General features: G+C 59.1%; 26 protein-coding genes. 21 read left to right on the top strand and 5 right to left on the bottom strand.

Annotated features, from left to right (window positions below; all coding sequences use genetic code 11):
* Window positions 1-141: 141 nt before the first annotated feature.
* From EOHIBHHM_RS18700 to EOHIBHHM_RS18685, 4 genes are all read right to left on the bottom strand, one after another.
* Window positions 142-360 carry a hypothetical protein gene (locus EOHIBHHM_RS18700; RefSeq protein ID WP_497253296.1) on the bottom strand — a complete coding sequence of 73 codons (219 nt, stop codon included), beginning with the start codon at window positions 358-360 and terminating at the stop codon, window positions 142-144.
* Window positions 361-513: 153 nt separating this feature from the next.
* Window positions 514-696: a hypothetical protein gene (locus EOHIBHHM_RS18695; protein WP_497253294.1), complete on the bottom strand. Its 183-nt coding sequence runs from the start codon at window positions 694-696 to the stop codon at window positions 514-516.
* Window positions 697-749: 53 nt separating this feature from the next.
* Complete coding sequence (locus EOHIBHHM_RS18690; protein ID WP_497253292.1) at window positions 750-1574, bottom strand: hypothetical protein; 825 nt, start codon at window positions 1572-1574, stop codon at window positions 750-752.
* Window positions 1575-3304: 1730 nt separating this feature from the next.
* The gene (locus tag EOHIBHHM_RS18685) at window positions 3305-4144 is read right to left on the bottom strand and encodes a hypothetical protein (protein ID WP_497253290.1); all 840 of its coding nucleotides are present in this window, start codon (window positions 4142-4144) and stop codon (window positions 3305-3307) included.
* 207 nt (window positions 4145-4351) lie between these two features.
* Between EOHIBHHM_RS18685 and EOHIBHHM_RS18680 the strand changes: the two genes are divergently transcribed.
* From EOHIBHHM_RS18680 to EOHIBHHM_RS18665, 4 genes are all read left to right on the top strand, one after another.
* On the top strand, window positions 4352-4684 hold the full coding sequence (locus EOHIBHHM_RS18680) for a hypothetical protein (protein ID WP_497253288.1): 333 nt from the start codon (window positions 4352-4354) through the stop codon (window positions 4682-4684).
* A 972-nt stretch (window positions 4685-5656) separates the two neighbouring features.
* On the top strand, window positions 5657-6391 hold the full coding sequence (locus EOHIBHHM_RS18675; protein ID WP_497253286.1) for a hypothetical protein: 735 nt from the start codon (window positions 5657-5659) through the stop codon (window positions 6389-6391).
* Between the two features lie 34 nt (window positions 6392-6425).
* Window positions 6426-6722 carry a hypothetical protein gene (locus tag EOHIBHHM_RS18670; protein ID WP_497253284.1) on the top strand — a complete coding sequence of 99 codons (297 nt, stop codon included), beginning with the start codon at window positions 6426-6428 and terminating at the stop codon, window positions 6720-6722.
* Between the two features lie 236 nt (window positions 6723-6958).
* Window positions 6959-7399 (top strand): hypothetical protein, encoded by a 441-nt coding sequence (locus tag EOHIBHHM_RS18665; RefSeq protein ID WP_497253282.1) that lies wholly within the window; start codon window positions 6959-6961, stop codon window positions 7397-7399.
* Between the two features lie 96 nt (window positions 7400-7495).
* Here EOHIBHHM_RS18665 and EOHIBHHM_RS18660 read toward each other — a convergent pair whose 3' ends face one another.
* Window positions 7496-8167 (bottom strand): hypothetical protein, encoded by a 672-nt coding sequence (locus EOHIBHHM_RS18660; RefSeq protein ID WP_497253280.1) that lies wholly within the window; start codon window positions 8165-8167, stop codon window positions 7496-7498.
* Window positions 8168-8373: 206 nt separating this feature from the next.
* On the opposite strand from EOHIBHHM_RS18660, the gene EOHIBHHM_RS18655 reads away from it, so the two are divergent.
* From EOHIBHHM_RS18655 to EOHIBHHM_RS18575, 17 genes are all read left to right on the top strand, one after another.
* A complete protein-coding gene (locus EOHIBHHM_RS18655) occupies window positions 8374-13044 on the top strand; it encodes a LamG-like jellyroll fold domain-containing protein (protein ID WP_497253278.1) in 4671 nt (1556 codons plus the stop codon).
* Window positions 13045-13098: 54 nt separating this feature from the next.
* On the top strand, window positions 13099-13434 hold the full coding sequence (locus EOHIBHHM_RS18650) for a hypothetical protein (RefSeq protein ID WP_497253276.1): 336 nt from the start codon (window positions 13099-13101) through the stop codon (window positions 13432-13434).
* Between the two features lie 55 nt (window positions 13435-13489).
* The gene (locus tag EOHIBHHM_RS18645; protein ID WP_497253274.1) at window positions 13490-15175 is read left to right on the top strand and encodes a terminase large subunit domain-containing protein; all 1686 of its coding nucleotides are present in this window, start codon (window positions 13490-13492) and stop codon (window positions 15173-15175) included.
* Between the two features lie 3 nt (window positions 15176-15178).
* Window positions 15179-16603 carry a hypothetical protein gene (locus EOHIBHHM_RS18640; protein ID WP_497253272.1) on the top strand — a complete coding sequence of 475 codons (1425 nt, stop codon included), beginning with the start codon at window positions 15179-15181 and terminating at the stop codon, window positions 16601-16603.
* On the top strand, window positions 16600-16866 hold the full coding sequence (locus tag EOHIBHHM_RS18635) for a hypothetical protein (RefSeq protein WP_497253270.1): 267 nt from the start codon (window positions 16600-16602) through the stop codon (window positions 16864-16866). The genes EOHIBHHM_RS18640 and EOHIBHHM_RS18635 overlap by 4 nt, the downstream gene beginning before the upstream one ends.
* Window positions 16863-17534, top strand: a complete 672-nt coding sequence (locus EOHIBHHM_RS18630) for a hypothetical protein (RefSeq protein WP_497253268.1) — start codon at window positions 16863-16865, stop codon at window positions 17532-17534. Before EOHIBHHM_RS18635 ends, EOHIBHHM_RS18630 begins: the two co-directional genes overlap by 4 nt.
* 1 nt (window position 17535) lies before the next feature.
* A complete protein-coding gene (locus tag EOHIBHHM_RS18625; protein ID WP_497253266.1) occupies window positions 17536-18024 on the top strand; it encodes a hypothetical protein in 489 nt (162 codons plus the stop codon).
* A 46-nt stretch (window positions 18025-18070) separates the two neighbouring features.
* Window positions 18071-18556, top strand: a complete 486-nt coding sequence (locus EOHIBHHM_RS18620; RefSeq protein WP_497253264.1) for a hypothetical protein — start codon at window positions 18071-18073, stop codon at window positions 18554-18556.
* A 70-nt stretch (window positions 18557-18626) separates the two neighbouring features.
* Window positions 18627-19604 carry a hypothetical protein gene (locus EOHIBHHM_RS18615; RefSeq protein WP_497253262.1) on the top strand — a complete coding sequence of 326 codons (978 nt, stop codon included), beginning with the start codon at window positions 18627-18629 and terminating at the stop codon, window positions 19602-19604.
* 14 nt (window positions 19605-19618) lie between these two features.
* Window positions 19619-20023 carry a hypothetical protein gene (locus EOHIBHHM_RS18610; RefSeq protein ID WP_497253260.1) on the top strand — a complete coding sequence of 135 codons (405 nt, stop codon included), beginning with the start codon at window positions 19619-19621 and terminating at the stop codon, window positions 20021-20023.
* Between the two features lie 28 nt (window positions 20024-20051).
* The gene (locus EOHIBHHM_RS18605) at window positions 20052-20381 is read left to right on the top strand and encodes a hypothetical protein (protein WP_497253258.1); all 330 of its coding nucleotides are present in this window, start codon (window positions 20052-20054) and stop codon (window positions 20379-20381) included.
* A 189-nt stretch (window positions 20382-20570) separates the two neighbouring features.
* Window positions 20571-21026 (top strand): hypothetical protein, encoded by a 456-nt coding sequence (locus tag EOHIBHHM_RS18600; protein ID WP_497253256.1) that lies wholly within the window; start codon window positions 20571-20573, stop codon window positions 21024-21026.
* Between the two features lie 79 nt (window positions 21027-21105).
* Window positions 21106-22725 (top strand): hypothetical protein, encoded by a 1620-nt coding sequence (locus EOHIBHHM_RS18595; protein ID WP_497253254.1) that lies wholly within the window; start codon window positions 21106-21108, stop codon window positions 22723-22725.
* 11 nt (window positions 22726-22736) lie between these two features.
* Window positions 22737-22919 (top strand): hypothetical protein, encoded by a 183-nt coding sequence (locus tag EOHIBHHM_RS18590; RefSeq protein WP_497253252.1) that lies wholly within the window; start codon window positions 22737-22739, stop codon window positions 22917-22919.
* Window positions 22916-23419, top strand: coding sequence for a hypothetical protein (locus EOHIBHHM_RS18585; protein ID WP_497253250.1), 504 nt, complete (start codon window positions 22916-22918; stop codon window positions 23417-23419). Before EOHIBHHM_RS18590 ends, EOHIBHHM_RS18585 begins: the two co-directional genes overlap by 4 nt.
* Before the next feature lie 11 nt (window positions 23420-23430).
* Window positions 23431-24711, top strand: coding sequence for a hypothetical protein (locus EOHIBHHM_RS18580; RefSeq protein WP_497253248.1), 1281 nt, complete (start codon window positions 23431-23433; stop codon window positions 24709-24711).
* Between the two features lie 52 nt (window positions 24712-24763).
* On the top strand, window positions 24764-25162 hold the full coding sequence (locus tag EOHIBHHM_RS18575; protein ID WP_497253246.1) for a hypothetical protein: 399 nt from the start codon (window positions 24764-24766) through the stop codon (window positions 25160-25162).
* Window positions 25163-25182: the final 20 nt, after the last annotated feature.

Genomic DNA, 25182 nt, shown 5'->3' with positions numbered 1-25182 from the left:
GGTCGGCAGTCAGTCAGAGACAGTCGGAGTAACCACAGGCTTCACACCCGAACGCTCCAAGCGACGCGCCCCCGATATGGGTCGGTTCATCCTCCCAATAGGCTTCGGGACCAGCGTCGCAGTCGTCGGTGAAGACGCACATTAGAAGCCACCCCGGCGACGGGCGCGGTCCTCGGCTCGGTCGAGGATGTCGAGGTCGAACACGCGATCTGGGTTGTATCCCATCCGGCGGAGTTCATCATCGATTAGCTGGGAGAACTTGTGCTCGTCAGCCACCCGCTGGTCGTGGTTGGCTTTGACGGCTGGGTCTGCGTAGTATCCGGGCGGTGCCTCTTTCCAGTCTTGGCTGTAGATGCTCATGGTTGGGTCTGGTCTGGTTGGGTTTGGTTGGCTTTCGCTGGCTGGTTTTGAGCCAGTCTGGCCCGGTGCCAGATACCCGGAGTGGGAGTTGCACCCACGGTCGGCGTTGAACCGGCCGAGCGGTCGGGGGTTTGGTTGGATGGCCGCAGTTGGCTATTCGTTGATGACCGGTCCGTGTCGACGGGCGTCGACCTCGGCCGAGAACGCGGCTTCCGCTCGGCCTTGTTCTATCCAGTTTTCGTGGTGGCCGGTCAGGGCTTTGTAGTCGACGCGGTCCTCAAGGTCGGCGTCTTCGGCAAACTGGTCGTGGCTGTCGCTGTAGTAAATGTGGGTCATGGTTGGGTTTGGTTGGGTTGTGATCGTGTTTGGTTGGCGGGCGGTTCTTGGTCTTATTCGACCTCGTATCCGGCTTCTTCGAGGAGCTGTTCGTAGGTTTCGCGGTTCAGGAACACGATGTCTCGGTCGTTGAGAGCGTCGACCGTGTCACCCGCTTTGGCTGGGCCGACTCCTTCTTCCTCTTGGGCTAGCTTCTTGACCTGTTCAGGGGCGAGGGCTTGGCCGTCGGCTCCGAACCAGAGTTCGTCGGGGAGAGCACCCGCGAGTTCGGCCGAGACGTGAATCGGGTCCTCGTCGTCGGACCATTTGGGGTCTCGAAGGTCGTCGACGTCGGTGCCGGTCAATCCGGCCACAATGCCCTTCACGATCTCCGAGTCGTCCGGTTCAATCGTGAGGTCAATGTCGAACTCGGGCGTCTCGAACTCCTCGCGGTATGCCGGGAGGTTGGCCGTTAGGCCGTCGCAGGCTTCTTTGCCAGCCTCTTTCGTGTCGGCCATTAGGCCGTAGATGTCCGCCCACGGCGACTTGCCTTGGTCTTTCACCTTGGCAATACCGGCTGTCTGGCAGGCCTTGTGAAGGAACCGGACGGCGTCGACTGCCTCCCAGTAATCTTCGTATTCGTCGACCCGCTCGCCGTTAAAGATCGTCTCCGGTTCGGTTTCAGTTTCGGTCTCGGTCTGGTTGTTCTGGTTGTCGTTCTGTGCGTTTTCGAGTGCGGCTTTCAGTAAGCTCATGGTTGGGTTGTCTGGTTGGGTTGTGATTGGTTGTCGGGATGTCCTACAGGCCGTCTCATTCAGGCATAGGTGGCCACTCCTATGCGACGCCCCGAAGGGCGTTTCGTCGGGTAGGTGGTTCAGTTGAGGAAATGCAGTTAGCATACGCTTTCGTCCCTCTTGCGAGGATTTCGGCCGTCCCAGAGCCACGCTTTCGCCCCAAAGGACTTGCACGGTTACCGCGAAGGCCCGAAGGCCATTTTACGAATCCTTGTACGGGTCGTTCGGTATGCTCGGCGGGGTACGTCCCACGGCTGTAAGGCCGCTTAGAACCGGTGCCGGAGGGACCTACTTGAGACCCAAGGTGGTACGTCGAAGCTACGTGTGCTTTTCGTGGTTAGAACTTGTAAGCCCGAAGCCCGGACGACTCACGGATGCTTGTCGGTCGGACCGTCGGTGGCTATAGACTCGGTCGCGCTTTGCTTGGTGCCTGTTCTGCCGAACGCGCGACACCCTAATGAGGGAGGTAGATCACGGCCGTCTCCAGCCATGTCTGGGGAACCGTACCCCGTCGCACCAAGCCGCCCACGTGGGGAACCGGCTTCCGGCAGTCACTCGTTTTCTTTGTAGCACCTGCCGGGGTTACGGATACCCCTTCCGGCTACCTGCTGGGTCTGTCCAAGCCCCCATAACGCGGGTAACCGTGTGTGGATTGCGAACCGCGTCAGCAGGTTTACGGTTTGCCGTTTCCGGCCTTCCCCCGCTCTCACGTTGGTTCTCGCCCTTGCGGAACGAGTCGGACGTCGGGGGAACCGGCCGAAGCCAGCTTGCCCCCCGCGTGGGGATGCGGAACGACCCGAGTCGGGTCGAACGCCGTTTTCTGCTGACGGTCATTGGTCGGGGCGACCGACCTCTCGTGCCCCCGAAGAGGCAAGTTGGCAGACCACTCTTGCTATATTAAACATTTGTGTAATGGTGTAAGTGTTGTCTAGAATACCATAGAATGATGATAGGAAGCTCGAAACAGCGTTCTACACTTTCATCCTGCTACTAGGTGTCATGGTTATTCTTGGGTTGTACCACCTAATTATGGTCGTTTCGGTCATGGTGTCTCCAAAACCGATAGACGCCGTCGACTTAGCTGGTGTTAGAATATAAAGGAATCAGAGAGTGACGTGGTTCTCGGCCGCAGTAGGCACCCAAAGTCGGTGCAGTCTATCGGTTTTGTTACTCCCGACCGTCGGAGTCGGTCGGCCGGTGCGCGGGGCGTCTGTGAGATGCCTGTATTCTTAGTCTATAACCCCCGAGAAGGCCATATACGGCAGTCTGACGTCGGTCCCATAGTAGATTACTGGGAGGCATAGGACTAATATGACCGGAAAGTTCTCATATTTACGTCTTTACTGACCCAAAGTTAGCACCGGATGTTTGTTTCCGGCCGTTTATTCGGTGATCTGGCCGGTCTTGGCGACGTCGGCCGACCAACCAGTTGCGACACGACCGGCACACGGCGCGTTCAAAAGGAGGTAACCCCGCTCGAAAAATATTGCCAGATTTACCTAATGAAAGGCGTTTCAGGTTGCTGATAGGTCGGCCACAGTCGGAACATCCGCAGTTGGAGGCCGCCTCCCCCATCTACATCCCATCAGATGGATTATAATTATCGAGATTGTGGGGCTCAGATGGGTCTCTGCGGGTAAATCCGGGCGCGGGCGGCTCCTCAACCGGGAAAATCGGGGTTGTGAAGGCTACTCCGTAGCCGGAAAGCCGGAAAATCGGGGATTGGCGTCCAGACGGGCGGGGGTTCTCGGGCTAAGTGGGCGTCTGGATCGGGAAATCGTAGATGGAGACGGCTATTCCATAGCTGGAGAGGAACATCTCACCCGTGGGCGGGGTTATATCTCCATTTTTTCCAGCGTCATCCGTTGTGTAGTCTCAGTATCTTCCAACCCCAACTTGTGAACGCGTCTAAGCTCATTGAATAGCTGATCTTCTTGGATTGGATAGACGCGGAATGTACAGATTTTACCCCCACTTCGAGGCTGCCTTCCATATCCATTCACGGCGAGAAACGGTACGTCGGCATCGTCCGAGTGGTTCACAGAGAAACGGGAGTCAGCCGGACTCGTGACCCGGATCGTTTTCTCCCCTTTCTCGATTTGGTTGATCTCCTCCACCGAGAAGTGGTCTCTGAGCGTCTTGACGCCCGAATACGAGAACCGCTGAACGCGGCCCCACGGGGTCCCGAGCACATACATTCGTTTGAGTCGTTGAATCGGATGTGGGCGATATTCAGCCAACCGCTCTCGAATAGAAGCCGGTCGATTCTGCTCGGCGATGTACTCGATTTGTCGGGCGTTTCGCCTGATTAACTCCCCGTAGTTATTGTAGCGGTCACCATTGTCCACAGGTAGCACGGGTTTCATATCTACCCACCGTCGGTCGAGCCGTTCGATTGCATCGGTCATCTTAGGTGGTGAGAGTGGGCTGTTCTTTTCCTCGTTTAAGCGGGCCAGATACCTGTCAACCGCCTCAATTGTGTTCCGCTGTTTCTCCGTTGTCGGGTCCCTATACCACGCGCTTTCGATTCCGCTCGCCGCTGAAACGATCTTATCGAACCACCCGTCTCGGTCTCTGGCATCCCGGCGACGTGCCTCATACCGAGAAACGAGAAGTGCGACGATGGCGGGAAGAATCAGATAGGAAGCGACAATCTGAGACCACGATGGCTGCATCAATTCAACCTTAGTCGACATAGTTTCAAACATTTTGTGAAGTTCGTGTGGGTGAGGACGCGTTCTCGGTCTACGTGGAGTGGCTATTGGGGCGAGCTGTAGCTGAGGACGGCTATTCCATAGCCGGAGGGACGTCGTATAGCCCAATTCACGCCCGTTGGGTTACTTCTAAGTGGCTGTATCGGGGTATATCATAACGGATTCAGAATGTCGGATGATTTTACACCGTTCCTCGCCTCGGGTAGCGCCGATTCAGTCTCCGAGAAGTACGAGGACCTTCAGTCGCTTAATGTCGAGATCGAGATGCAAAAGATAGCGGGCGAGAAGGTGGGCTACAGGACCTATGACGAAACAAACCTGCCGAGTCACATCACGTGTCCTGTATGCGACGCAAAGGCCTCAGTTGGGTGGACTGTGGCCGACCACATCGAAGATCAGGAGACCGATTTCGAGGACTCGATGGCGTGCGGCGGGGAGGTTCTCGAAGGTAAGAGCTGTGTTGTCAACATCAAGATCGACGGGACGGCCAGATACGAGTAGTCCGGCCGTAAACGGCTCCGCCGATCAAGGCCGAGCCGCTCGCTGATCCCGACGCTGCGGTAGACGCGAACGAGATACCCTCCTCGAACTCAGCATATAATAAGTAGCTCAACCGTATCTCAAACCTGACTATCCAAGTCGACCGGTTATATCCGGTGGTCTATTACCGAGGGTGAATGTTAGGCCGAGAACGCTTCACTCGATCTGGGGGAGGCCAGAGACGGCTCTCGTGTATGTTGTATGCGTATGAAGACTATGCCCAACAGGGCGTCGTGATTGCCTACCACGAGCGGCCCTGATTGGAGCAGACCGTCTTTCCGGTAACCAGCCGGTCAAGCGACGGCCTTAGTGTGCAACCCAACCAGATGGGGACTAAACCACCTTAGATTGCACCTTGTGGGACTACCCAACCAGAGTGGTCCCCAGAGTAGTGGATGGTTCGAGAACCAATAAACTTATCGAACAAAATATGCTTAGATGGCTGAGTATTTTATGGCGTGGGATTTTTGTCGATTTCCACAAGACCGCAAACGTGGGTGAGGACGTGACCCAGCCTACCACGACTCTGGCACGTCCCCACCCACACATAGGACGAGAGGGGTGTTATTTCAATCTGCCGGAGGTTACTATTCATAGAAATGTATCAAGACTGGCATCTAGTATATAAACCTCAGATAGGGTATATTAAAGGGTGTATCCTAATAGGGGTAAGAGGAAGCATCGGGACAGGTGGGATTTCTACTACGTTTTCTGGTTTAGGATGTCCCGGATAGGCAGCCTCTGTTCTACTTTTCTCTTTTCGGGACCTCCCAGCTACTCCGTAGAGGAGTTCTGAAACAGTTGGAGGGTTCCCGGTCTAATCAGGCTACGTAGGTTGGGTATTTCCCCGACTCGGAAACATCCGAGGAGGGGTCTATTTCTATACCTTCAGTCCGACCAACCAGCCTGACCAATTACTACGTAATCTGACAAATGGCAAAAGAACAGGTCTCAGGAAAGACAGACGAGGAGCTAATCGCAGTCCGCCAGAAGTTCCTCGACTCGTCGAAAGCGGAATGGTACAACTTCGACGAGTGGTACTGTCTGGCCGGACCTCTCAATCAGCCAGACGACTACGACGGCCCGCCACGGTACTGCACCAAATCGGCCAAAAAGTACGGCCGGTGCAAGTTCCACGGCGGCTCGTTCAACGCGGACCCCCAGACGCAGCATCTCGACAGATACGCGAATCTCAAACATTCTATGAACGCCCAGCGACGAACCATTTTAGATACCCTCGATGAGGCCGAGCAGGACCTCTACGAAGCGATCACGACCGAGTGGCCCAAGGCCTACGAGATCGACCTCGACTCGGACCCGGTCGCTCAATACGAGTTCCACGCGCTGGCCGTCGAGATCATCCGAAATGAGCGCGGGTCGGGCTACGTCCTCCGAGAGGGCGAGAAAGGTCAGAAGAAGGTCTTTAGCCCGCAGGGCGACGTCCTCTATGAGGATATCCCGCACTACCTTTCTGAGATGCTCCAGCGGAACCGCAAGCTGGTGATGAAAATGGAGGACAACCTCGGTATCTCGCGGAAGGCCCGCCAGAAGCACGAGGACAATCAGGACGCAACAGACGTCCTCAAGTCCTTCGCCGAGGTCGGAGCCTCGCTGATCACCAACTCCGAAACGACTTACGACCCGACCCAATTCGACCCCGACATCTAACCCCGACCGGCCGAGAAGCGAGCCGGTCTCTGATATGACTTCCCTCATCTCTTTCAGTTCCGGCTACTGGCTGGCCGACGACCTCGACGTCTCCACCTACGGAGGCGCGTTCGCGGCCGTACAAGACACCGTCTACGACGAGCTTGTCTACCGCGTCGGTGGACCGCTGATCGGCACGGTCGGCGGTGGGCACTTCCGTATCTACCCGGATGCGGCGATGCCCACACACATCGTTGCCGTGCCCGACGATCACGGACTCAGGCCCCGCGACGGCGACCCGCTCTTGCTCCGCAAGACGCCGGGCGACGACGGCCGCGGGCTGGTGTTTTGACGTCGATAGCCGGACCGGGTGAAGGCGTTGACCCGCCCGATGACATCCACATCGAGCGCGTCGACCCGGATGGGTCCGATTGGGAAGCGGCGATTTTGACCATACGCTGGAGCGGGAACGGATACGACCCAGACGAGTGCTGGATTCGAGTCGACGAAGACTCGGCATCCAGCCTCGGCTGTTGGGAATAGTTTGCCCCAGCCCAGCCTAAATTAATCTCTAAATCTACTTGGAAAATGACTACGCAACTACACGACACCGGAGAGGAGTTCATCATGCAGGAAGCGTTCGGCAGCGGCACGGGCGCGACGACCGTCACGGTCGGTCTCTACAACGACGCCACGGACGGCCTGTCTGACTCCTCAGACGTCTCTGCGATCACGACCGAACCATCTGGCTCGAACTATAGCCGCCAGACGGTCACGCTGGGAGCGGATTTCACCATTCAGGACAGCGGCTCGAATTGGGAAGCGATCCTCGCGGACGTCACGTTCGACACCTCGAACTCGTCCCAGCAGGTCGACTCCTACTTCGTCGTCGTCAACTTCACGAGCGCCGACAAGGGTGACGCTGGCGACACCGATCACCTGCTCTTTACGGGTAGCCTCGATCAAACCTACGATCTTGGATCGGTTGACCAATTCACCCTCAGCGGCTCCGGCATCAGCATCAACTAATAGGGATTAGCAAAAGGATTCAGACAGTCACGCAGTCTACTCTCCAAGAGTTGTCAGAAGCGGCGTGCTGAATATAGAGGATCCCTTCATCACCGATTATATTCCAAGTGAAATTCCTTGCAAAAGGAACCCTGTGATTAACAGGCATAATCCCATACGTCTAAATCGCGCATCTGACCGTCTAAGTTTGTTTTTTATCGAAGCAAATGGATTATCGAATGAGGATTTAAGTTTGACCTCAGGTTCTCCGTTTTTGTTATGTAATACGTAGATTCTGTGCTCATCATGTTCATCTTCATAAGTCTTGAATCCGAATACATGATTCCAGAGACTATCGTTTGTTCCCTCATGGAACGCTCTTCTGAGTTCATAGAAACCCTCGGTAGACGGTTCTGGGGCTCTGCGCACATTCTTTAACAGTTCACTCTCCGATATTGATTCTCCAGAAACATCCTCTACAATATAAAGAGAATCAACGAATATTTCCTCGGTTTCTGGCTTGACAAGAACGCTCTCCCTTGCGGTCCATTCCGGATCGAGATGGTCAACGGCACTCTGAACCATACCTGAAAAGAAGAGTCGATGAATCGTTGGTATATCCGGAATGGCAAGAATAGCAGCACCAATTATGTCAAGAAAAAGGCCCGCAGCTAAAATCGTATCAGGTAACTCTGTCCCAAGATAATGCCACACACAAAGAGCTATAAAGTTGACAACAAAGACGATAACCGCAGAGTACCGGGCCTTGGGCAGTTTTGGTTTTGTCACTCAGAAAAACTTCCGAAAGGAATTGTAAAATAACTTGCTCTGCCGAACACTCAGAAGTTAATAGAAACCTCATTCTGAATAAGCGTCCTGAGTTCAGCACGCAGATTTCAGCAGGTCGGAAACGTGTGACGTTGAAGAGTACGAAGACTTCCGCTAATCGCGATAAGCATAGACTGGCCCCCTCACGGGCTGTTTTTATACTATAGATGGAACGATTTGCTGAAACCGGCTCTGTTCAGTTGGCCGGGAATGACGCTGGCATCCCGAACGCCGCGGACAGCGCCTCCATCTCATTCAGTAAGCTCTACTCGAACCCCGTTGTAGTCGGGTTCATTCCGACCACGGCCGGTGGCGAGGACATCAACGTCCGGGTGACCAATCTGACGTCATCCGGGTGTGACATCTTCGTCCACGAGCCAGATCACGCCGGTCACAACGACGAGACCGTGACGTGGATGGTCGTCGAGCAGGGCGCGTGGGAGACCGCTGACGACGTTGTCGTTGAGGCGGGTATCCACCAGACCGAGACGTCGCTTGAGGACGGGGAGTCCTTTGTCGGCGACGCTGTCGAGTTTGAGTACGACTGGCAGGAGACGCCTATCGTCTTCGCCATGCCGGTCACCCACAACAACGCGGATTGGGCGACGGTCGGCATCGAAAACGTCTCGGCAGCTGGCTTCGAGGTTGCCCAGCAGCGCGGTGGGGATACCCCGACGACGAACGCGGCTGCCTCAGAGGAGATCGCCTACGTGGCTATCAGTCCCGGTTCCGGGACCTTCTCCGGTAGCCAGTTCGAGGCGGGGCTGACGACCGCGACAGCCGTCACCTACGGCGCAGCGTTCTCGGCCCAACCGGACGCCTTTGTCATGTGGCAAGAGCGGCCCGGAACCGAGTGTGGCTGGGTCCGTGGCAGCTCGTGGACGACGACTGACCTCGATTGGTACGTCGAGTCTGCGGCCGGAAGCGGCACCTACGGTTATCTGGCTGTCAAGCCCAACTCGACGTTTGACGGTTACAACGTCGGAAACTCGGGGTCCGGAACATTTGCATACCGCTCTGCGTCCGGCTCTTCTGATCCGGTGGCTGGCTACAACAGTACGACTGGTTCCTCCGGTGGGACGTATTCAGGCGTGCTGACGGTGAACAAGTCGGTCAAGTCCGTCTCGTCGACGGCTACTCCGACGGTGTTCGAGGCGTCTGGTTCGGCGGCGACCGCGACCGGGGCGTCTGCTTCGGCCGGGAACGCGACTGCCTACGACGTCACCTCGTCTGCGGCGACCGCGACCGACATGGTCGTACAACCCGCGGTGATCTCGTCGACCGAGTTCGGCAGTTCGCCGTCGACGGCTTCGGTCTCGGAGATCACCCTTGACGGGATGCTGACGTTCCCCCAGACGGGGACGGGCGTCAACAGCGTGACCGGAAACGCGACGAAGAACCTGTTTCGGACAAAGGAGAACGAGCCGTGGTACATCGTCCGCCACGGGAACGGCGACGGTCGGATCACCTACGATTACGACCGCGTCGATGCGCCCGTTGGCGGCCAAGTGGTCGTCTTGGAGAAGCTGACGACCAGCGACGACCCGGATACCACGACCGACGATCAGGTCTGGCACGGTGTTCATACGAGAGCCGCCCAGAAGCAGTACACCCTACCGGGTACGGTGTGGACCTTCTCAGGATACTACAAGCTCTACGACGAGACCGGGAATCCGCGCCCGCTTCGTGCTAATCTGTACGAGGAAGACTACGACCACGGCTGGCACCATGCGGGTGTTGAGTTCTACGATACGGTTGCCGACGATACGTGGCGACATTTCGAGTTCTCGGTCGTTCAAGACGACGGACACGGCGACTACCCGGTCACCCCATCCATTCAATGGGGATACGACTACGGCTACCAGAAGCTCGAACTTTGCGGGCTTCGGATTGAGCCGGATGGTCGGATTCAGGCGAGAACGAGCGGCGCTGTGTCGACCTCGGTGGTCGACTCGGCTTTCGTAGCCAGCTACTCGTCGACCCCGATCATGGCGACCGCAGCGACGGTTACGGGCGCTGGTTCTGGTGTCTCTGCTGTGTCTCACGAGGGAGCCGTGGCGGCCCCGTTAGCGGCTTCGGCCGCACAGACGACCAATCCCGTTGCGGGGGTCACGGTGGCCGCTGCTGACGGCTCTGGATCGACGACGGGGGACTCTCTTGGGACTCCGTTCTCGACTGGCTCACACGCGGCACTCGTCGACACATCCGCTTACGGCGGCGGTGTCGTGTCCGCGTCCACACAGGCGCTTCCCACGGAGGTTGTGACGGCCTTCGTCGCCAACGTTGGGCCGCAGACGACTAATCATCCCTCTCCGGTCACCGCGGACGCCCACACGGCCAAAACTGGGCGCTCTGGTGAACTTCCACAGTCGCCGGTCGTTACGGATGGTCTGGTGTCCTACTGGCCACTCGATCAACCCGGCGACGTCGTCTACGACGCGTGGGGCGAGAATCACGGCTACTACGAGGGCGTGTCTCACGATGATGGGTACTCCAACAGCGGTGTCTCCGTCGACGAGCGGACCCAGCGTGTTCGGATTCCCTACGACCCGTCTCTGGACGTCACGGGTGGGATCACGATGGCGGCGTGGGTGTATCTGGACTACGACATTGACACGACCGAGAGCAACGACTACCGACATCTGCTCACTCGTGGGAACAATCACGTTCCATACGGCCTCCTGTTAGAGGAGGGCCAAGATTGGACCGGAAATGCGTTCATCAACGGTCAACGCCGATTCATTGGTAGATCTGACCCGATTCCGATTGGCGAGTGGACGTTCGTCCTCTACACGTTCGATGCCGCGACCGGCATCGGGCGCGTCTACCAAGACGGACAATTAACGCTCGAACGGTCGTGGACTCCAGATGGGCCGATTGACACGTCTACGGAAGACCTGTTCATCAACGGCAACTCGGGAACCACCAAGTGGTGGCCCGGCGACGTTGACGAGGTCTATCTCTACAATCGGGCGCTGACTATTGAGGAGGCCGACGTGATCTACGAGTCATACGCGACTCAGCGGTCCGTCCCGGCGGCGTATGTCTCGGTTCAGCCGATCACGACGCAGCTTACGGCGGCCGCATCCGGCCCCTCGTTCGGCTCGTTGACGATGACGGCCGTGGGGACGCCGCGGCAGGTTGCGGGCGGCATGGTCGCTGCTGCGTTCGAGTCTTCCGGCGCGGTCGGTGGCACGGCTGCTACCCACTCGGGACGAGAACGCGATCTCTCCCCGGTGATGACCGCGGCGACCGCGACGGCGACCACGGCAGTTGCCGGTGGTGGCTCGGTCGTGGCTGGGATCGGCCCCCTCGTCCCGAGCGGCCACATTCACAATATCGGCGAGGCGTCGAACCCGGTGGCTTCGGTGGCCGCGGTGGCCCCGACGACTGGACTCAATGTCCGGCCGTTCGTTGAGACGGCCGCTCTCGGATTCGTCCCCGCTGACGGCCTGACGTGGTCGTCTGGCGGTACAACCGAGCGGATTCGGGCGACCTCGCTGGCTCTCGATCCCGCGACCTCCTCTGGGGCGGTCGTGATCTCCGATGGGATGCTGGCTGGTGGGAAGCGGGCGTCTGCGTCGACTATCCAAGTGGTCGATGCGGCTCAGACGTCGTTCGCGGCGTCCACCCACGGCGGCGGTGTTGCGGCGTCGTTCCCGGTTCCGTCGAATCCGGTTGGTGGCTTCGACTCCGGTGCGGCAGTCACGTTCTCGGCTGTGTTCGACGATTCGGCCACGGTTCCGGTCTCGACGTCCGGTGTTGTGTCAGGGTCGTTCACGGAACAGGTGACGGTGCCTGTGCTGTCTGCGGCGACGTCGTCTTCGGCTGGCGGCATCGGTGCGACGGCGACGTCTGATGGCGGGTTGACCGGGTTCGGCCACTCGACGGCTGGGTTTGGGTCGACAGCGACGGTCGGTGAGAGTTCGGTTGGGTCGCTGTCGGCGGCGACCGTGGTTGGCGCTGCTTCTACGGCGTCGGTCGTTCCGGGCGCTGTCCACACCGGGTGGACGTACCCAGCGACGCTCGATCCGTTCGTGGTTGTTGACCGCGACCAATCTGTGACGCCCGCTGGGGCCGAGACTGGCGCTGGTGCAGGCACGACGAGTGTGTCTGCGTCGGCGCTGGTGACGGCTGCTGACGTCTCCGAGGCCCCGTGTTCGGTGGCGACCGTGACCGGGGCTGTTGGCGGCGTGTCTTCTTCGGCGGTGATCGAGGAGGAGGCGGCCGCGTTCTCGGTCTCGGTGGACCACTCGTTCCCGGCGCTCGGTTCTGTCGAGTCGCTCCCGGCGGCTGTTGAGGCAACGACTGTCTCCGGCTCGCCGATGGAGCTGTCGATGGCGTCGACGAGTGGCGGTGTGGCCGCGACGGTCACGACCGGCACCGATGACGGTCCGACGATGGTTGCGACTGCGTTCAGTACGATCTCGATTCGGGCGACGGTTACGGTCAGCCGGATCGACGGCCCGATTGGTAACCCGGTGGTGAGCTTCCCGAGTACGGGGACGCTTGGCGCGGGTCGCCTGACGTCGGTCTCGGGTGGTGGTCATGGGCGAATTCGTCCGTTCACGGCCTCGACGACGACGGTGGCAAGTGCGACTGCCGAGGTGGCTCATGTGGAGGCATCTGGTACGACTGCTGCGACCGGCTCTGGTTCGGTCTCGGCGACCGCGACCGGGACGACTGGTTTCTACTTCGTCGGCTGGCGTGGGTCGGGCCTCGTCGTGACAGAGGAGGTCGTCCTCAGCCGAGAACCCTCCTCGTCTGTGGTGATCACGTCTGCGGCGAACGATGCCGAGACGGGCGATTCGGCCAACTCGGCGGATACGGATAGCTGATTGAACGACTCCGATTCTGACTCTCGAACTCTGGCTCTCATATGGTGACTTCCGATGACTGACTTTGAACTGAAACGTAACGATACTTCTCCGGCTATCGAATCGACGCTCCAGCAGCCCGATAAGCAGGGCGAGGACTTGACCGGGGCGGTGGTTCGGTTCAAGATGGTCTCGGCGTTCACTCGGGAGGTCGTCGTCGACGCTGTTGCTGACGTGGTTGACGCGACGGCTGGTGAGGTTCGCTATCGTTGGCAGCCCGGTGACACCGCCGAGGCGGGGAAGTACCTCGCCGAGTGGGAGGTGACGTGGGCGAAGGATACGAGCGGCGAGCAGGTGGAGACGTTCCCGAACACGGATTTCATCGAGATTTTCGTACACTCAGATAATTGATATGAATACGGACGTTCTCGAAACCTTCGCCGACCAGCTTGGCGTCGATTCGTCGGTGGTCGAGGAGAGGTGGGCTGGTCGTCCTGATCGGGTCATCGAGGACATCTTCCGTATTCAGGATATGGACACGGGGGAGGTCGGCGACCTCGAATTGTTCGACGCCCAGCGGAAGGCCGTCATGGCCTACTTCTTCGGCGACGCGGACAAGATTAACAACTACAAGGGTCGCCGTATCGGCTACTCGTTCATCTACGGGGCCTGCTTCCTCCTTGAGGGGATGTTGATTCCCAACTCGGTCTACCCGGTGGTGGCGAGGAAGTACAAGCAGGCCGAGAATCGGATTCGTGACATCAAGAATCTGATTGATAACTCCAAGGTCGCTATCCCGACCCAGAAGGACAACAAGGGTGAGATCGTCCTCTGGAACGACTCGAAGTTCAAGGCGTACTCGGCCAACCCGGACGCCGAGCGTGGTGACGATTCTGCCCGTGCGGTGATGCTCGACGAGATGGCCTTCATGGAGGATCAGAAGGCGGTCTCGCGGGCGTTCGGTGCGTTCATTGCCCTCGGGAAGGGCCGGAAGATGGTCCAAATCTCGACGCCGAACGTCAAGAACGACCTGTTCATGCAGACCCATAATCGTGGGTCTCCGACCGGGTACGTTGATGCGGACGGGAACGCGTGCTCTCCAGACGAGCCGGGCGCGAAGCGGGTGGGGATCATCTCCATCAAGCAGCCGTCGTTCTGGAACGCCGACGACATCGACATCCACACTCCGCTGACCGAGCAGGAGCTTCACCCGGCGCGGCCGGACATGAACATCTCCGTGATCGATGAGGAGCGGGCGGCCGATCCCGAGGGCTTCGGTCAGGAGTACCTCTGTCGGCCGGTCGTCGACGAGTACCGCTTCTTCTGTGCTGACTCTATCGAGCGGGCAATGGCCCGTAGCGAGGAGTCAGGCTACATGACGGGTCTTTCGACCCCGAAGTCTGGGTTCCGCGCTATCGGCGTCGACATCGGTATCTCCTCTGACGATACGGTGGTGTCGGTGTTCGATCACGTCGGCGATCAGCGCCTCCAGCGGTACATGGAGGTCATTACCGACGAGTTGCTGTTAGAGTTCGGCATCCCGAACGCCGACCGCGGAAACGCGGATCATGTGGCACAGCGGTTGTCCTACCTCTACAGGCAGTTGGATGCGGACTTGCTGGTGCTGGATAAGACCGGCCCCGGTGAGACCTTCGCTCGGCAGGTGGAGGCGGCTATCGGACGCGGCGTGCTCGGGTTCAACTTCTCGAATCTCAAGGATGTCAACCGGATGATGGGCGACATGAACGCTGCCCTTCGTAACGACCGGGTGACTCTCCTGAACGACGAGCGGCTCCAGAACGAGTTGGAGTCCATCGTCAAGGAGAAGAAGCAGGAGTCGTCGACGCCGAAGTTCTCTGGGAAGGATAACTCCGACTCGGGGAAGGACGACGCGGCGATGGCGTCTGTGTTGGCGGCGTTCCCGCCCGGTTACGGCGTTGAGCCGGGTCGCGGGGCTTCTCAACGGTCGCCGGAGGAGGTTGTTCCGGGTGAGGCCGAGAACCTCGCGCCTACTGGAGAGCCGCAACAGCACTCAGACGGACTTGTATCACGACAGCCTGCCCAACGCGAGAGTGGACAGTTTGGGCTGGCCAGTATCGCGCCGCGGAGTAACTCTCGCTCCCGGCGGTATTCTTCAAGACATAGACGATAACGAATGGGCGATATACGAAACGAAATCCTACGCCGAGCCGCGGCTGGAGAAATTCCGGGCGCGACGTTCGCGTTGGATAAGCCCAAGGCGGTAATCCGACAGACGGAGGGTCGTGGCAACGCTGCCCGGCCGTCCGCTGCGCCGAAGACGAAGATCGAGGATTATCGACTGATCGTCGACACCGACCCCCACGTCGGCGAGGCAATTGATACCCTCGTCGACTATCTGGTTGGGTCGGGCTTCTCTATTGAACCATACAACATCGTCGGCGTTGACGACCAGCAGACCGACGAGGACATCGCCCCGCTCAAGCAGCTCATCGAGACTTCCAAAAAGTTCGAGACCGAGTTGTATGAGTGGGTCTGGCACGCCCTCGTAGACGGGACGGGCTTCTTGGCTATCGTGGTCGAGGACGATGTCTTTAAGCCCAAGGTGTTGCCGACCGAGTCGATGGAGATTCTCCCCGACAAATTCGGTAACATCGTCGGGTACAAGCTCTATACGTCGGACGGCGACGAGGTCGAGTTCGACCCTTACGACATCGCTATCCTGACGTTCCACAAGCACCCGGACGAGGACTTCGGCCGGTCGCTGGTGGGCCGTATCGAGGAGCAGGCGGATATGCTCCGGGATATGGAGATCGACATGGCGCGGTTCATCGCCACCAAAGCGTACCCGCCGATCCTCTGGAAGCTCGGAACGGACGAGCGGCCGTGGACGCAGCCCCAGATCGACGCGTGGCTCGAAACCATCTCTGAGATCGAGCCGGAGTCGATGCTGGCGGTTGGCCATGACGTCGATCACGACATCGTGGGGACGACCAGTACCTCGTCGACCTCGGGCGCGATGCGTCTGGAGCCGACGTTCGTTCACCTGTTGAAGCGGATTTACACGGGGCTTGGGTTACCGGCTTTCCTCGGCAACATCGACTCCGATGGTGGCCGGAATGAGGCCGTTGCGACGATGCCCAAGTTCGACCGCCGGATTCAGCGGTATCGGAGCATCATCCGGTCGGCGATTCGCCACCAGATGTTCGTCTCGATTCTGGCCGGTGACCGTGATCCTGCTGAACTCGACATCATCCCGCCGGACTTCCAGTTCGGCCAGCACTCCTCTGAGGAGGAGCGGCTGGACGCGGAGATGGCGATTCAGCTTGTGAACAACGGGCTGCTAACGTTCGAGGCCGCGGCCAAGCGGATCGGGATTGACCCCGAGACCGAGATGCCGGGCGAGGACGAGATTGCCGAGCACATCGCTCGGATTCAGCAGTTGGCCGGGAAGGGCGACTCGATTCAGAACCCCGACGGCGGCCACCCGACGGATACGGGCGGAGGAGCAGAGTCGGCGGACAGGGCAGTAAAGACTCGGCAGAACCCGGAGCGAGTTTCCGGTGACAGCCGCAAGAAGCGGTCTGTAGAGGACGAATGAACGATGACGAATTAGCGGTCCTCTACCGGGTCGACGAACGGACGGCGCGGATGGATAGGCGAATCGAGCTAATGGAGGCTCGGATGGAGAAGCAGGATGACGACGTCAACGAGCGGTTCTCGGCTGTAGCCGACGACCTCGCTGGGCTTGATGATCGTGTCCAGCGTAACACGACGATTCTCACGGCTATCACATTCGGGGCGTCCGCGCTCGTCACCGCGGTAGCGACCAAAATAGGCGCTCTTTTACACATTTTCAAATGAGTGACACGAACCACAGCCAACACAGGATTCATCTGGGCGAGGACCTCACGTTCTCGGTCCAGTTAGACCCCGTCGACCTCGGCATGGTCGGGTTCAACGAATACGGCGTCAAGGAGTACGATGACGGCTCGATTGACGTGATCTTCGCGGCGATGGAACCCGGCGTCCGAAAGGGGATTCGCGTCACCGAGGAGTTCCTCGCACGGGTTGCAGGTAACTTCGCCTCTGAGCTTCCCCTCCAGCTTGACCACTCGATGGCTCAGATGGCTAACGTCGGGGTCGTCAAGGAGGTCAAATTCTCGGATAACTTCCTCCGGGTCCTCGGCCACATCCCGAACACGGGGTCGAGTGTCCGGTCGGACGTGATTGCCGATTTTACTCACAGCCCGCCAGCGATCTCGGATGGCTCGGTTGGGTTTGGACAGTCTTACGAACTTACCCGGAATGACAACGGCGAGTTGGAGTTCACCAACGGGACTCTCAGCGAGTTCTCGTTGACTCCGTTCCCGGCCGGGTACGATAACGGCGGGTTGAGTCCGGCTTTCTCGGACGCCGTTGATGCCTACGTCGCCTCCGTCGATGACCCCTCTGCGGGCGAGAACGGTGGCGCTGCTGGCACGTCCCACGCCAAGGTGGGGCGCTCCTACGCGAATATATCTGATTTCTAATATGAAGCACATCGAGCTTGAAGTCCCCATCGAGGACATGGACGAACAGGACCTCCGAACGACCTTCTCGGAGGTCATGGAGGCACACGAGCAGAACGCCGCCGTCTTCTCTGAACTGGAACAGGCGAACGAGAACCTGACTGATCAGGTTGAGGCTCTTGAGGGCGACATCTCCACCTACAAGGAGACCCACGAGAAGCTCCACCTCCAGTATGCGGAGGTCGTTGCTGAGCAGACGCCTCTGTTCGACGCCGAGGAGGTCGCCGAGCGATTCTCGCTGGCTGACCTTCTGGAGAAGGTCGACGGGCCTGTCGCGTTCTCGGCTGAGGACGACGATCCCGTTGACGACCTCGTCGACGACGAGGGTGACGAGGGCGAGGGCGAGGACGAACAGGTCTTCGCCGACAAGCCGGACAAGGCACCAGTCGAGGGCGGTAACCGCTTCTCGGAGGAGGTCCAGTCTGACCTCGACCGCGCTCTCCAGTTCTAATTCTCATTCGACTACCTGCTGACTACTCTACTTTCAACTTTCTAACATGACAAAGGTTCGCATTGCGACTTCGGCTGAACAGCCTATCAACAAGGACGGTGCCCTCGCGCAGTACGCGGGCGAAGAAGGTGACCTCGTCGGGATGGACTCGACGGGCATCATCAAGGCCGACGCTGACTCGGTGGTCGCCGTCAACGCTGTCGGTCTTCTGGCGGCTCCGGTTCTCGATCTTGAGGCCAAGTACGGCTCGCTCAAGGAGGAGATTCCGGCTGTCTACCACACCGCCAAGGAGAAGTACACCCTCCTCGGCGAGCACCGCGTTGCCGTCGTAAAGAACGGCATCATCGTCGAAAACCTCGACGAGGATTGGGGCTTCGACGTTGGCCAGCCGGTCTATCTGGCTCCCGGTGGCGGCTTCACCCAGACGAAGCCCTCCGCTGTTGGCGACATCGTTCAGGTCCTCGGCACGGCGACCGACGATGGCGAGGCTGTCTGGCTGGACATCCAGCCCGGCTACGAGGTTGTCGCCTAATCAGGCCGAGAACCCCCCGACCGCTCTCTGACTACTCTCTGACTTTCAAGTCAATTTCTCTAACTTTCTAATGGCAAGCAACTACCGCACCCGCGAACTCAAGACGAAGGACGACATCCCGATTTCGGAACTGCTCGACTACGCCTACCAGCTTTTCGACGCCTACAACGACGAGGCACCTCGGGGCTTCGTTGGGCGCTTCACCGAAGAAGTCTCCAGCCGCACCTTCCGTCAGAACATCCCGCGTGAACTCCGCTTCATCGAAGCAGCAGAGATGGAACCGGCCCGCATGGGTATCGAGGATGGTAGCTCCCGGCACGCGACCTTCCTGCTGAAGACCTACAACCGCTCGCTCGGCTACACCCGCGAGTTCATCGAAGACAACCCCTCGGAGATGGTCCGCGAAGACCTCCGCTCGCTCATCCGCGGTGCCGAGATGACCCGCTGGGAACAGCTCTTTGAGATGTTCAAAACGGGCATCGCCGACGGCTCCAAGCTCTGGTTCGAGCCGCAGGACTACGGGGCGTACTCCTTCTCGGACACCCACAACCACACCTACGGCAGCACGGCCGAGTTGTTCAACGACTCGACCGCGGCGCAGACGCCGTCGGACCACATCCGCATGATGAACAAGGACCTCCGCCACCATGGCCTCAAGCCCGACGTGGCGATCATGGGGTCTGACCTCGCCGAGAAGTTCGTCAAGGAGCGCACCGACGACATGAGCTTCCACATCCCCGAGGCAGAAGGGATGCGTGAGACGGCCCTGCCGGACCAGACGCTCATCGTCGACGGCACCCGTATCATGCAGACGGCGTGGCTCACCGGTAACGACTGCTATGTCTTCGCTTCGGGCGCGAAGCCGATCAAGACGCACACGCTGCGGCCGCTCGAACTCACGGACAACACGGGCGCTCCGATTGGTGGCGCTGGTGGCAGCCGCGGCGACCCGTCGGCCCTCCTCGGTGCCTACGCGTCGATGCGCTTCGGCAACATGGTCGCTGACCCGCTCGCTGGTGTCAAGGCCACGTTCGACGACCTCGCATAAACGGAGTCTAACTCATGGCCATTGACGACTCTACTCTGATGGCCGAGGTGCGGGCGCTGACCGACTACGACGAGGCTATCCTCGATGATTCGGACCTGTTCGACGTCGCCAATCTGGCCAAGGAGGAGATTCTAACCGAACTGGAAGACCCCTCCATCCAGTTCTACGGCGAGAACTACCGGGCAACCCGTGCGCTGTTCTGGCTCACCTGCCTGTTTGCGAAGGTCCGCGTCGGCGAGATTGCCTCGACTGACGTCAAGATCGGCTCGCTCCGCGTCCAGCAGACGGAGATGACGACCCAGATTCGCGTCTGGTTCGACAACTTCGAGCGGCACCTCGCGGCGGCGCGTTCTCGGCCGATCATGGGCCACCTCAAAGGGCACCGTGAAGACCGCACCTACGTCTTCGAGAACCGCTAAGATGACGGCCCGCAGTAAGCGGCGTCTGATGAAAGTCTTCCTCCGGCGCGAGGGGATAGACGCCACGATCTACCGGCCGGTCTCGGGCGCTCGAAACGCCTACGGGAAGGCCGAAGAACGGTGGACCGACGCAGGCCGGGAACGCGCCTACCGATCCTACTCAGAGTCGAACGACCCCCAGCGGACGGATGACGTTGCTGGCGCGGTCGTTCGCGGTGCTCCGGTCCTGCTGCTCCCCGCTGACACCTCGGTCCGGGCTGGCTACAGGGTCGAGTATGACAACCTCCTCTACGAGGTCGATGCTGTGACTCCTTACGGCAGCCACGTCGAGGCCGACGTCACTCGCGTTACGCTCTAATAGAGATTTACAGAAGTTCCCATACATTCGATTGACGTACATCCCTCTGATTGATAGGTTAGGCGTGCTGAATAGAGGGCGCTAATTCAGTAGAGGCGATGGACAATACTATTAAGTAGACCTCTCGCTTGCGATAGTCATGTCGTGACAAGTACAAATTATCTTCTGGTATTAGGAACGCTGATAGATATGACAGGAGCAGTAATACTTGCATTTCCGGATGTCTCAAACGCTGGAGTGAAAAAGCGGGTGTACCAAAGATTACCAAGAATTGGCATATTAGAGAGGCATCGGAAAAGACTCATGGAGAGGACGGACACAAATATTGTTCTTGAAAAAGAAAGGGAAGTGATTTCTAACTTATATCCGTTTCTTGTTGACGAGTTTGATCTTGACCCGGCTCTTGAATCTTCAAATATTGATCGTATTGAAATTGACCGACAGAATATCGTTATTCGGGATGGAAGAGGTAAGCAATGGAGAACCAGCTCAATGGTGAAAAAGAGGGCTGGTAATTGTCTTGAACGCTGCGTCAGACAAAAACTCATCCGAACTGGATTGGTGTTAATGTCGATTGGGACATTACTGATAATTGTAGGAACAATTCTTGGCCCTGTATCGGTCCCGTTTTCCTCCATCTCATAACAAGTCGGATCTAATAGATCTGTTTGATTTGGCTGGACGTTTACACTAATCGTTGTGAATTCAGATTTTCTAGTCACACATGACCATCTACGTGAACGTTGACGACACAGACATCGGTGCGGACATCAAGCGTGCTATCGAGCACGGTGTCCGCGGCGGGCTGGCCAAGACTGGCAAGAAGGTCAAGCGCCAAGCTCGTTCGCAGATCGTCTGGGAGGATGCTATCTGGGAGGGCAATCTCCTTGATGGCTTCAACGTCACGTTCGATGGCTCGTCGAATCAGTACCGGGTGATCGTTGAGAATACCGCTGACCACTCCCCGTTCGTCGAGCACGGCGTTTCGGGGACGGAAGTGAAGCGAGATACACCTTTTTCATACGACATCAAAGGGCCGCCTATCGAGTCTCTCATCCCGTGGATTCAGGACAAAGGCCTTACTCTCTCGTCCGTCCGGTCTCGGGCGAGCATCGGTCGCTCACGGAGTCTTGATTCTGGACCCGGTGGCCGGGGCGTTCGTCTGTACGACGGCGGGGGTTCTCGGTCTGATGGGGATTCCCAGCCAGATACCGAGACAGACTCCGACCCAACCGAGGTCGAGGTCGACGAGGAGGAGGTACTTCCTGAGCCGGATGATCCGAGCGAGACCGGGAACCCACAGTCCATCGAGGACCTCTCGTGGGACCCGGTCTCGACCGAGCCTAACGAGTTCATCCAGTCGTTCGAGCAGGGCGACTTGATCGACGTCGTCGGTGACGAGCGGGTCATCAGGATCGACCCCAAGGGCGGGGTGCTGGCCGGGTGGAACGAGGTCAAGCACCTCTACCGCCCGGACTACAACGGCATCTGGGTCTACCCGGTGCGGGGTGGCGAGGTGTCTGACGACCCCTACCTCAAAGACTCGGCACGAATCTTCCGGCTCTCCCAACTGGAGGACCACGGCGTACTCGGTATGGTCCAAGGCAGCGATGCCGAGGACGGCGATTACGACCTGTTCACCGAGGACATGCTCCCGCCAAACATGGACACGGACACGGTCGGCGACATCGGTTCGCTGGACGTGGCTCGTGAGCTTGACGGTGAGCGGCTCGCGTTCTCGTCTAGAGACGGGATCATCTTCTACGGCACCGTCTACGATTCCGGCTACGAGGACCGGGTGATCGTCGTCGCCGAGGTCACCGAGTTCGACTACCGGTGGAACCCCGAGGACCCCGACCTCTCCGAGGTGCGGCCGATTGCGTCCGACCCGGATGTCATCGCCGACGCCGTCGAGGTGGCGACCCAGCCCGAGCCGAGGCAGAATTATCACCCACGGATGGGCTTTGACGAACTCTCGGAGGGCCGCCGGATCAAGGTCGATTCGACGATGTACGCTGGCGGTTATGCGACGATCTCGTCTGTTCTCGATGACGGGAACTACATAGTCTCTTACGAGGAGTCCGGGACTCAGGTAATCCCGCCGCGGGCGCTGGAGTGGTTCGAGGGGATGGGCACCAAGCCGGATGACCTCTGGGTTGGCATGACTATCTACTTCCGTGGGTGGAACGCCTTTGGCGAGGTCCTCAACGTGATCCTCGACCCGGATACGGGCGACATCTCCGGTGTCAGCGTCGACTTTAACGGCGATGGGCTGTCCGACAAGATTCTCGACCCAGAGCAGGTCGTCGAGGCTGCCGACGTCGATGATCCGTTTGGTGACTAACTGATTCTGAAATGAGTACGAGACTTTCTGACGTTTCTCCTGAGACCCGAGACCTCGCGTTCTGGTTGCAGGATAAGATCAAGCGCGAGGGCTTGGAGGGCATCGGCTTCATGGCTCGTGGCCGGGAGTGGGCTGAGGATCACGCCGCCAACGAGGTGGCCGATGCGATTGACCGACATCTGAGGAATCTATGAATGAATCCGACGTAGTCACGACGCTGGTCTCGACGCTCGCTAACGGCCTTCCCGAGAAGGTGACTGTGGCGACCGTCGGGGGCGACGCCGTGATGGCTCCGCCGTTCGTCCGCGTTCGGTGGAGCGCCGACCGAATCTCTGAGGGTGCGAATCCCTATGCGGGGCCGACTCGGGACGAGAACGGTGTCGCAACTGGTCGTGAGTACCATCTGTGGTACGCCGCGACCGTGGACCTGATCCTACGGTCGACCGATGAATCCGAGCGAGACGCGCTGGCACATTCGCTCGACGAGGTCTTTGTGCCGTTCGAGTACGACGGTTCTCGGTTTAGCGAGGACACGACCGAGTGGGAGTGCGGTGATACGAAGCCGCGGCAGAACTCCCTCGTTGAGACTGACTACTACGAGGCCGTCAAGACGGTCTCTTTCCAGTTCGTCAAGCGCGTGACGGAGACGGCAGAGCCGCTCCAGTCGCTTGAGCCGGACTACACCTATATCTGAATTTCTACTATATGGCAACCAACAGACCCGGAGTAGACACTTCTGTCGAATCCGTTTCGAGCACCGACCTGAACTTCAACGCCGCTGCGGAAGTGGCGCTGGTTGGACAGGCGGACCTTTCGAGTGGCACCGCACAGGAAAACGAAGTCAAGACCATCACGACGCCCGTCTCAGCTCGCACCGAGTTCGGCGCTGGTGGCCTTCTGACCCGAGCGATTCAGGACGCCCTCGCCGAGGGTGCCTACCCCGTTCGAGCGGTCGCCCCGGCCGAAGTCTCCGTCGTCGACGAAGACATCTCCGGTGTCGGTAGCTCCTCGGGGACGCTCGAAAACGCGCCGGTCGTCGAGGATGTGTCGGCGGTCTCGTTCACGGTCGATGGAGAGACCCAGACGACTGTTCTGACGAACGGTGACCCCGCGGCTGAATCGCCCGCTGGTGGCGAGGTATATCTGAACCCCGCTGACGGCTCGTTCGAGCTTGGCACCGTTCCGGCGTCTGACGGGTCGGTCGATTACACCTACTTCGATTACGATGCTGCTGTCGACGCGCTCGCGTCGGTGGCCGAGGTCGTCGATCTCGTCGGCGTCCTGACCGAGAACGACGCGGCTGTCCAGCACGCTCACGACTTTGCGACGACGCAGGCGGGCGTCGGCAACGAGGTTGTGATCATCGCCGGGACCGGCAGCATCGTTGACACGGCCGAGTACGTCAACTCGTTCGATTCCTCGCGGATCAGCCTGTGCTACCCGTCGCGTCGGCCTGACGGCTCGTCGATCATCGGCGCGAAGGTTGGCCTCCACGGCCGCCTCGGCATCAACGCCAGCCCGATGTTCAAGCGCCTCCAGACGGCCAAGGACCTCCGCGTCACGCTCTCCATCGCCGAACAGGAGGACCTCATTGCGGCGAAGGTTGTCCCGGTGGCCAACGAGGCCCGTGGCGCGAAGCTGATTGAGGACCTGACCTGCGTCGCTGACGATAACCAGCCCGAGGACGCCATGCGGCAGGTCCTCCACCGGCTGATCGTTAACCGCGTGAAGGCCGACGTCGACGACGTTTCGGAACCCTTCATCGGCGAACTCCACACCCAGAACGCTCGTAACGCGCTTCGGTCGAACCTCTCGGCCCGTCTTAAGCGCCTTCTCGATCTCAACTCGCTCAAGGCGTACACCGTCTCTGTCGAGCCGGTTGACTCGATGACGGCGACTGTTCTCGTCGGGATTGACACGGCTGACCCGCTCCGCAACATCATCGCCACCATCGCGGCTGGCGAGGTCCAGACGGCGGCGGTCTAATTCGGCCGAGAACGCTCCCGTACCGCATTTTCCCTAACTCTCTAATTTTCTAATGGCTAACCGCAAGGAATCCGCTGCTGACATCAAGGTGAACGTCGGTGAGGAGGAGGTCGTTGTCGAAAACCTCTCGCTCACCCGCAACGTCGAAGTTTCCCAGATTTACGGCTCTGGGAAGCCCAAGCCCGACGGCTACTCCATCGACCAAGTCTCTTTCGAGGGGTCGATGACCTGCAAGGGTAACCGACAGGACCTCGAAGACAAGTTCTTCAACGACGACGGGACCCCGAAGGTCCTCGACTCTATCTCGATCACCCACCTCGATGGGTCGGTCACCGCCTATCAGGACATTATCGTGACCTCTGACGGCTACGAGATGTCTTCCGGCGAGACGACCGAGACCCAGTTCGAGTTCTTGGCGATGGACAAGGAGCGGACGTCCGCCCCCAAGTAATCGTAGTATAGCCCGCTAAC

It is taken from the genome of Halogranum roseipondis (genome assembly GCF_059695585.1).
Note: the sequence above shows the minus strand (reverse complement) of the source record. Positions and strands in the feature narration are given on the sequence as shown.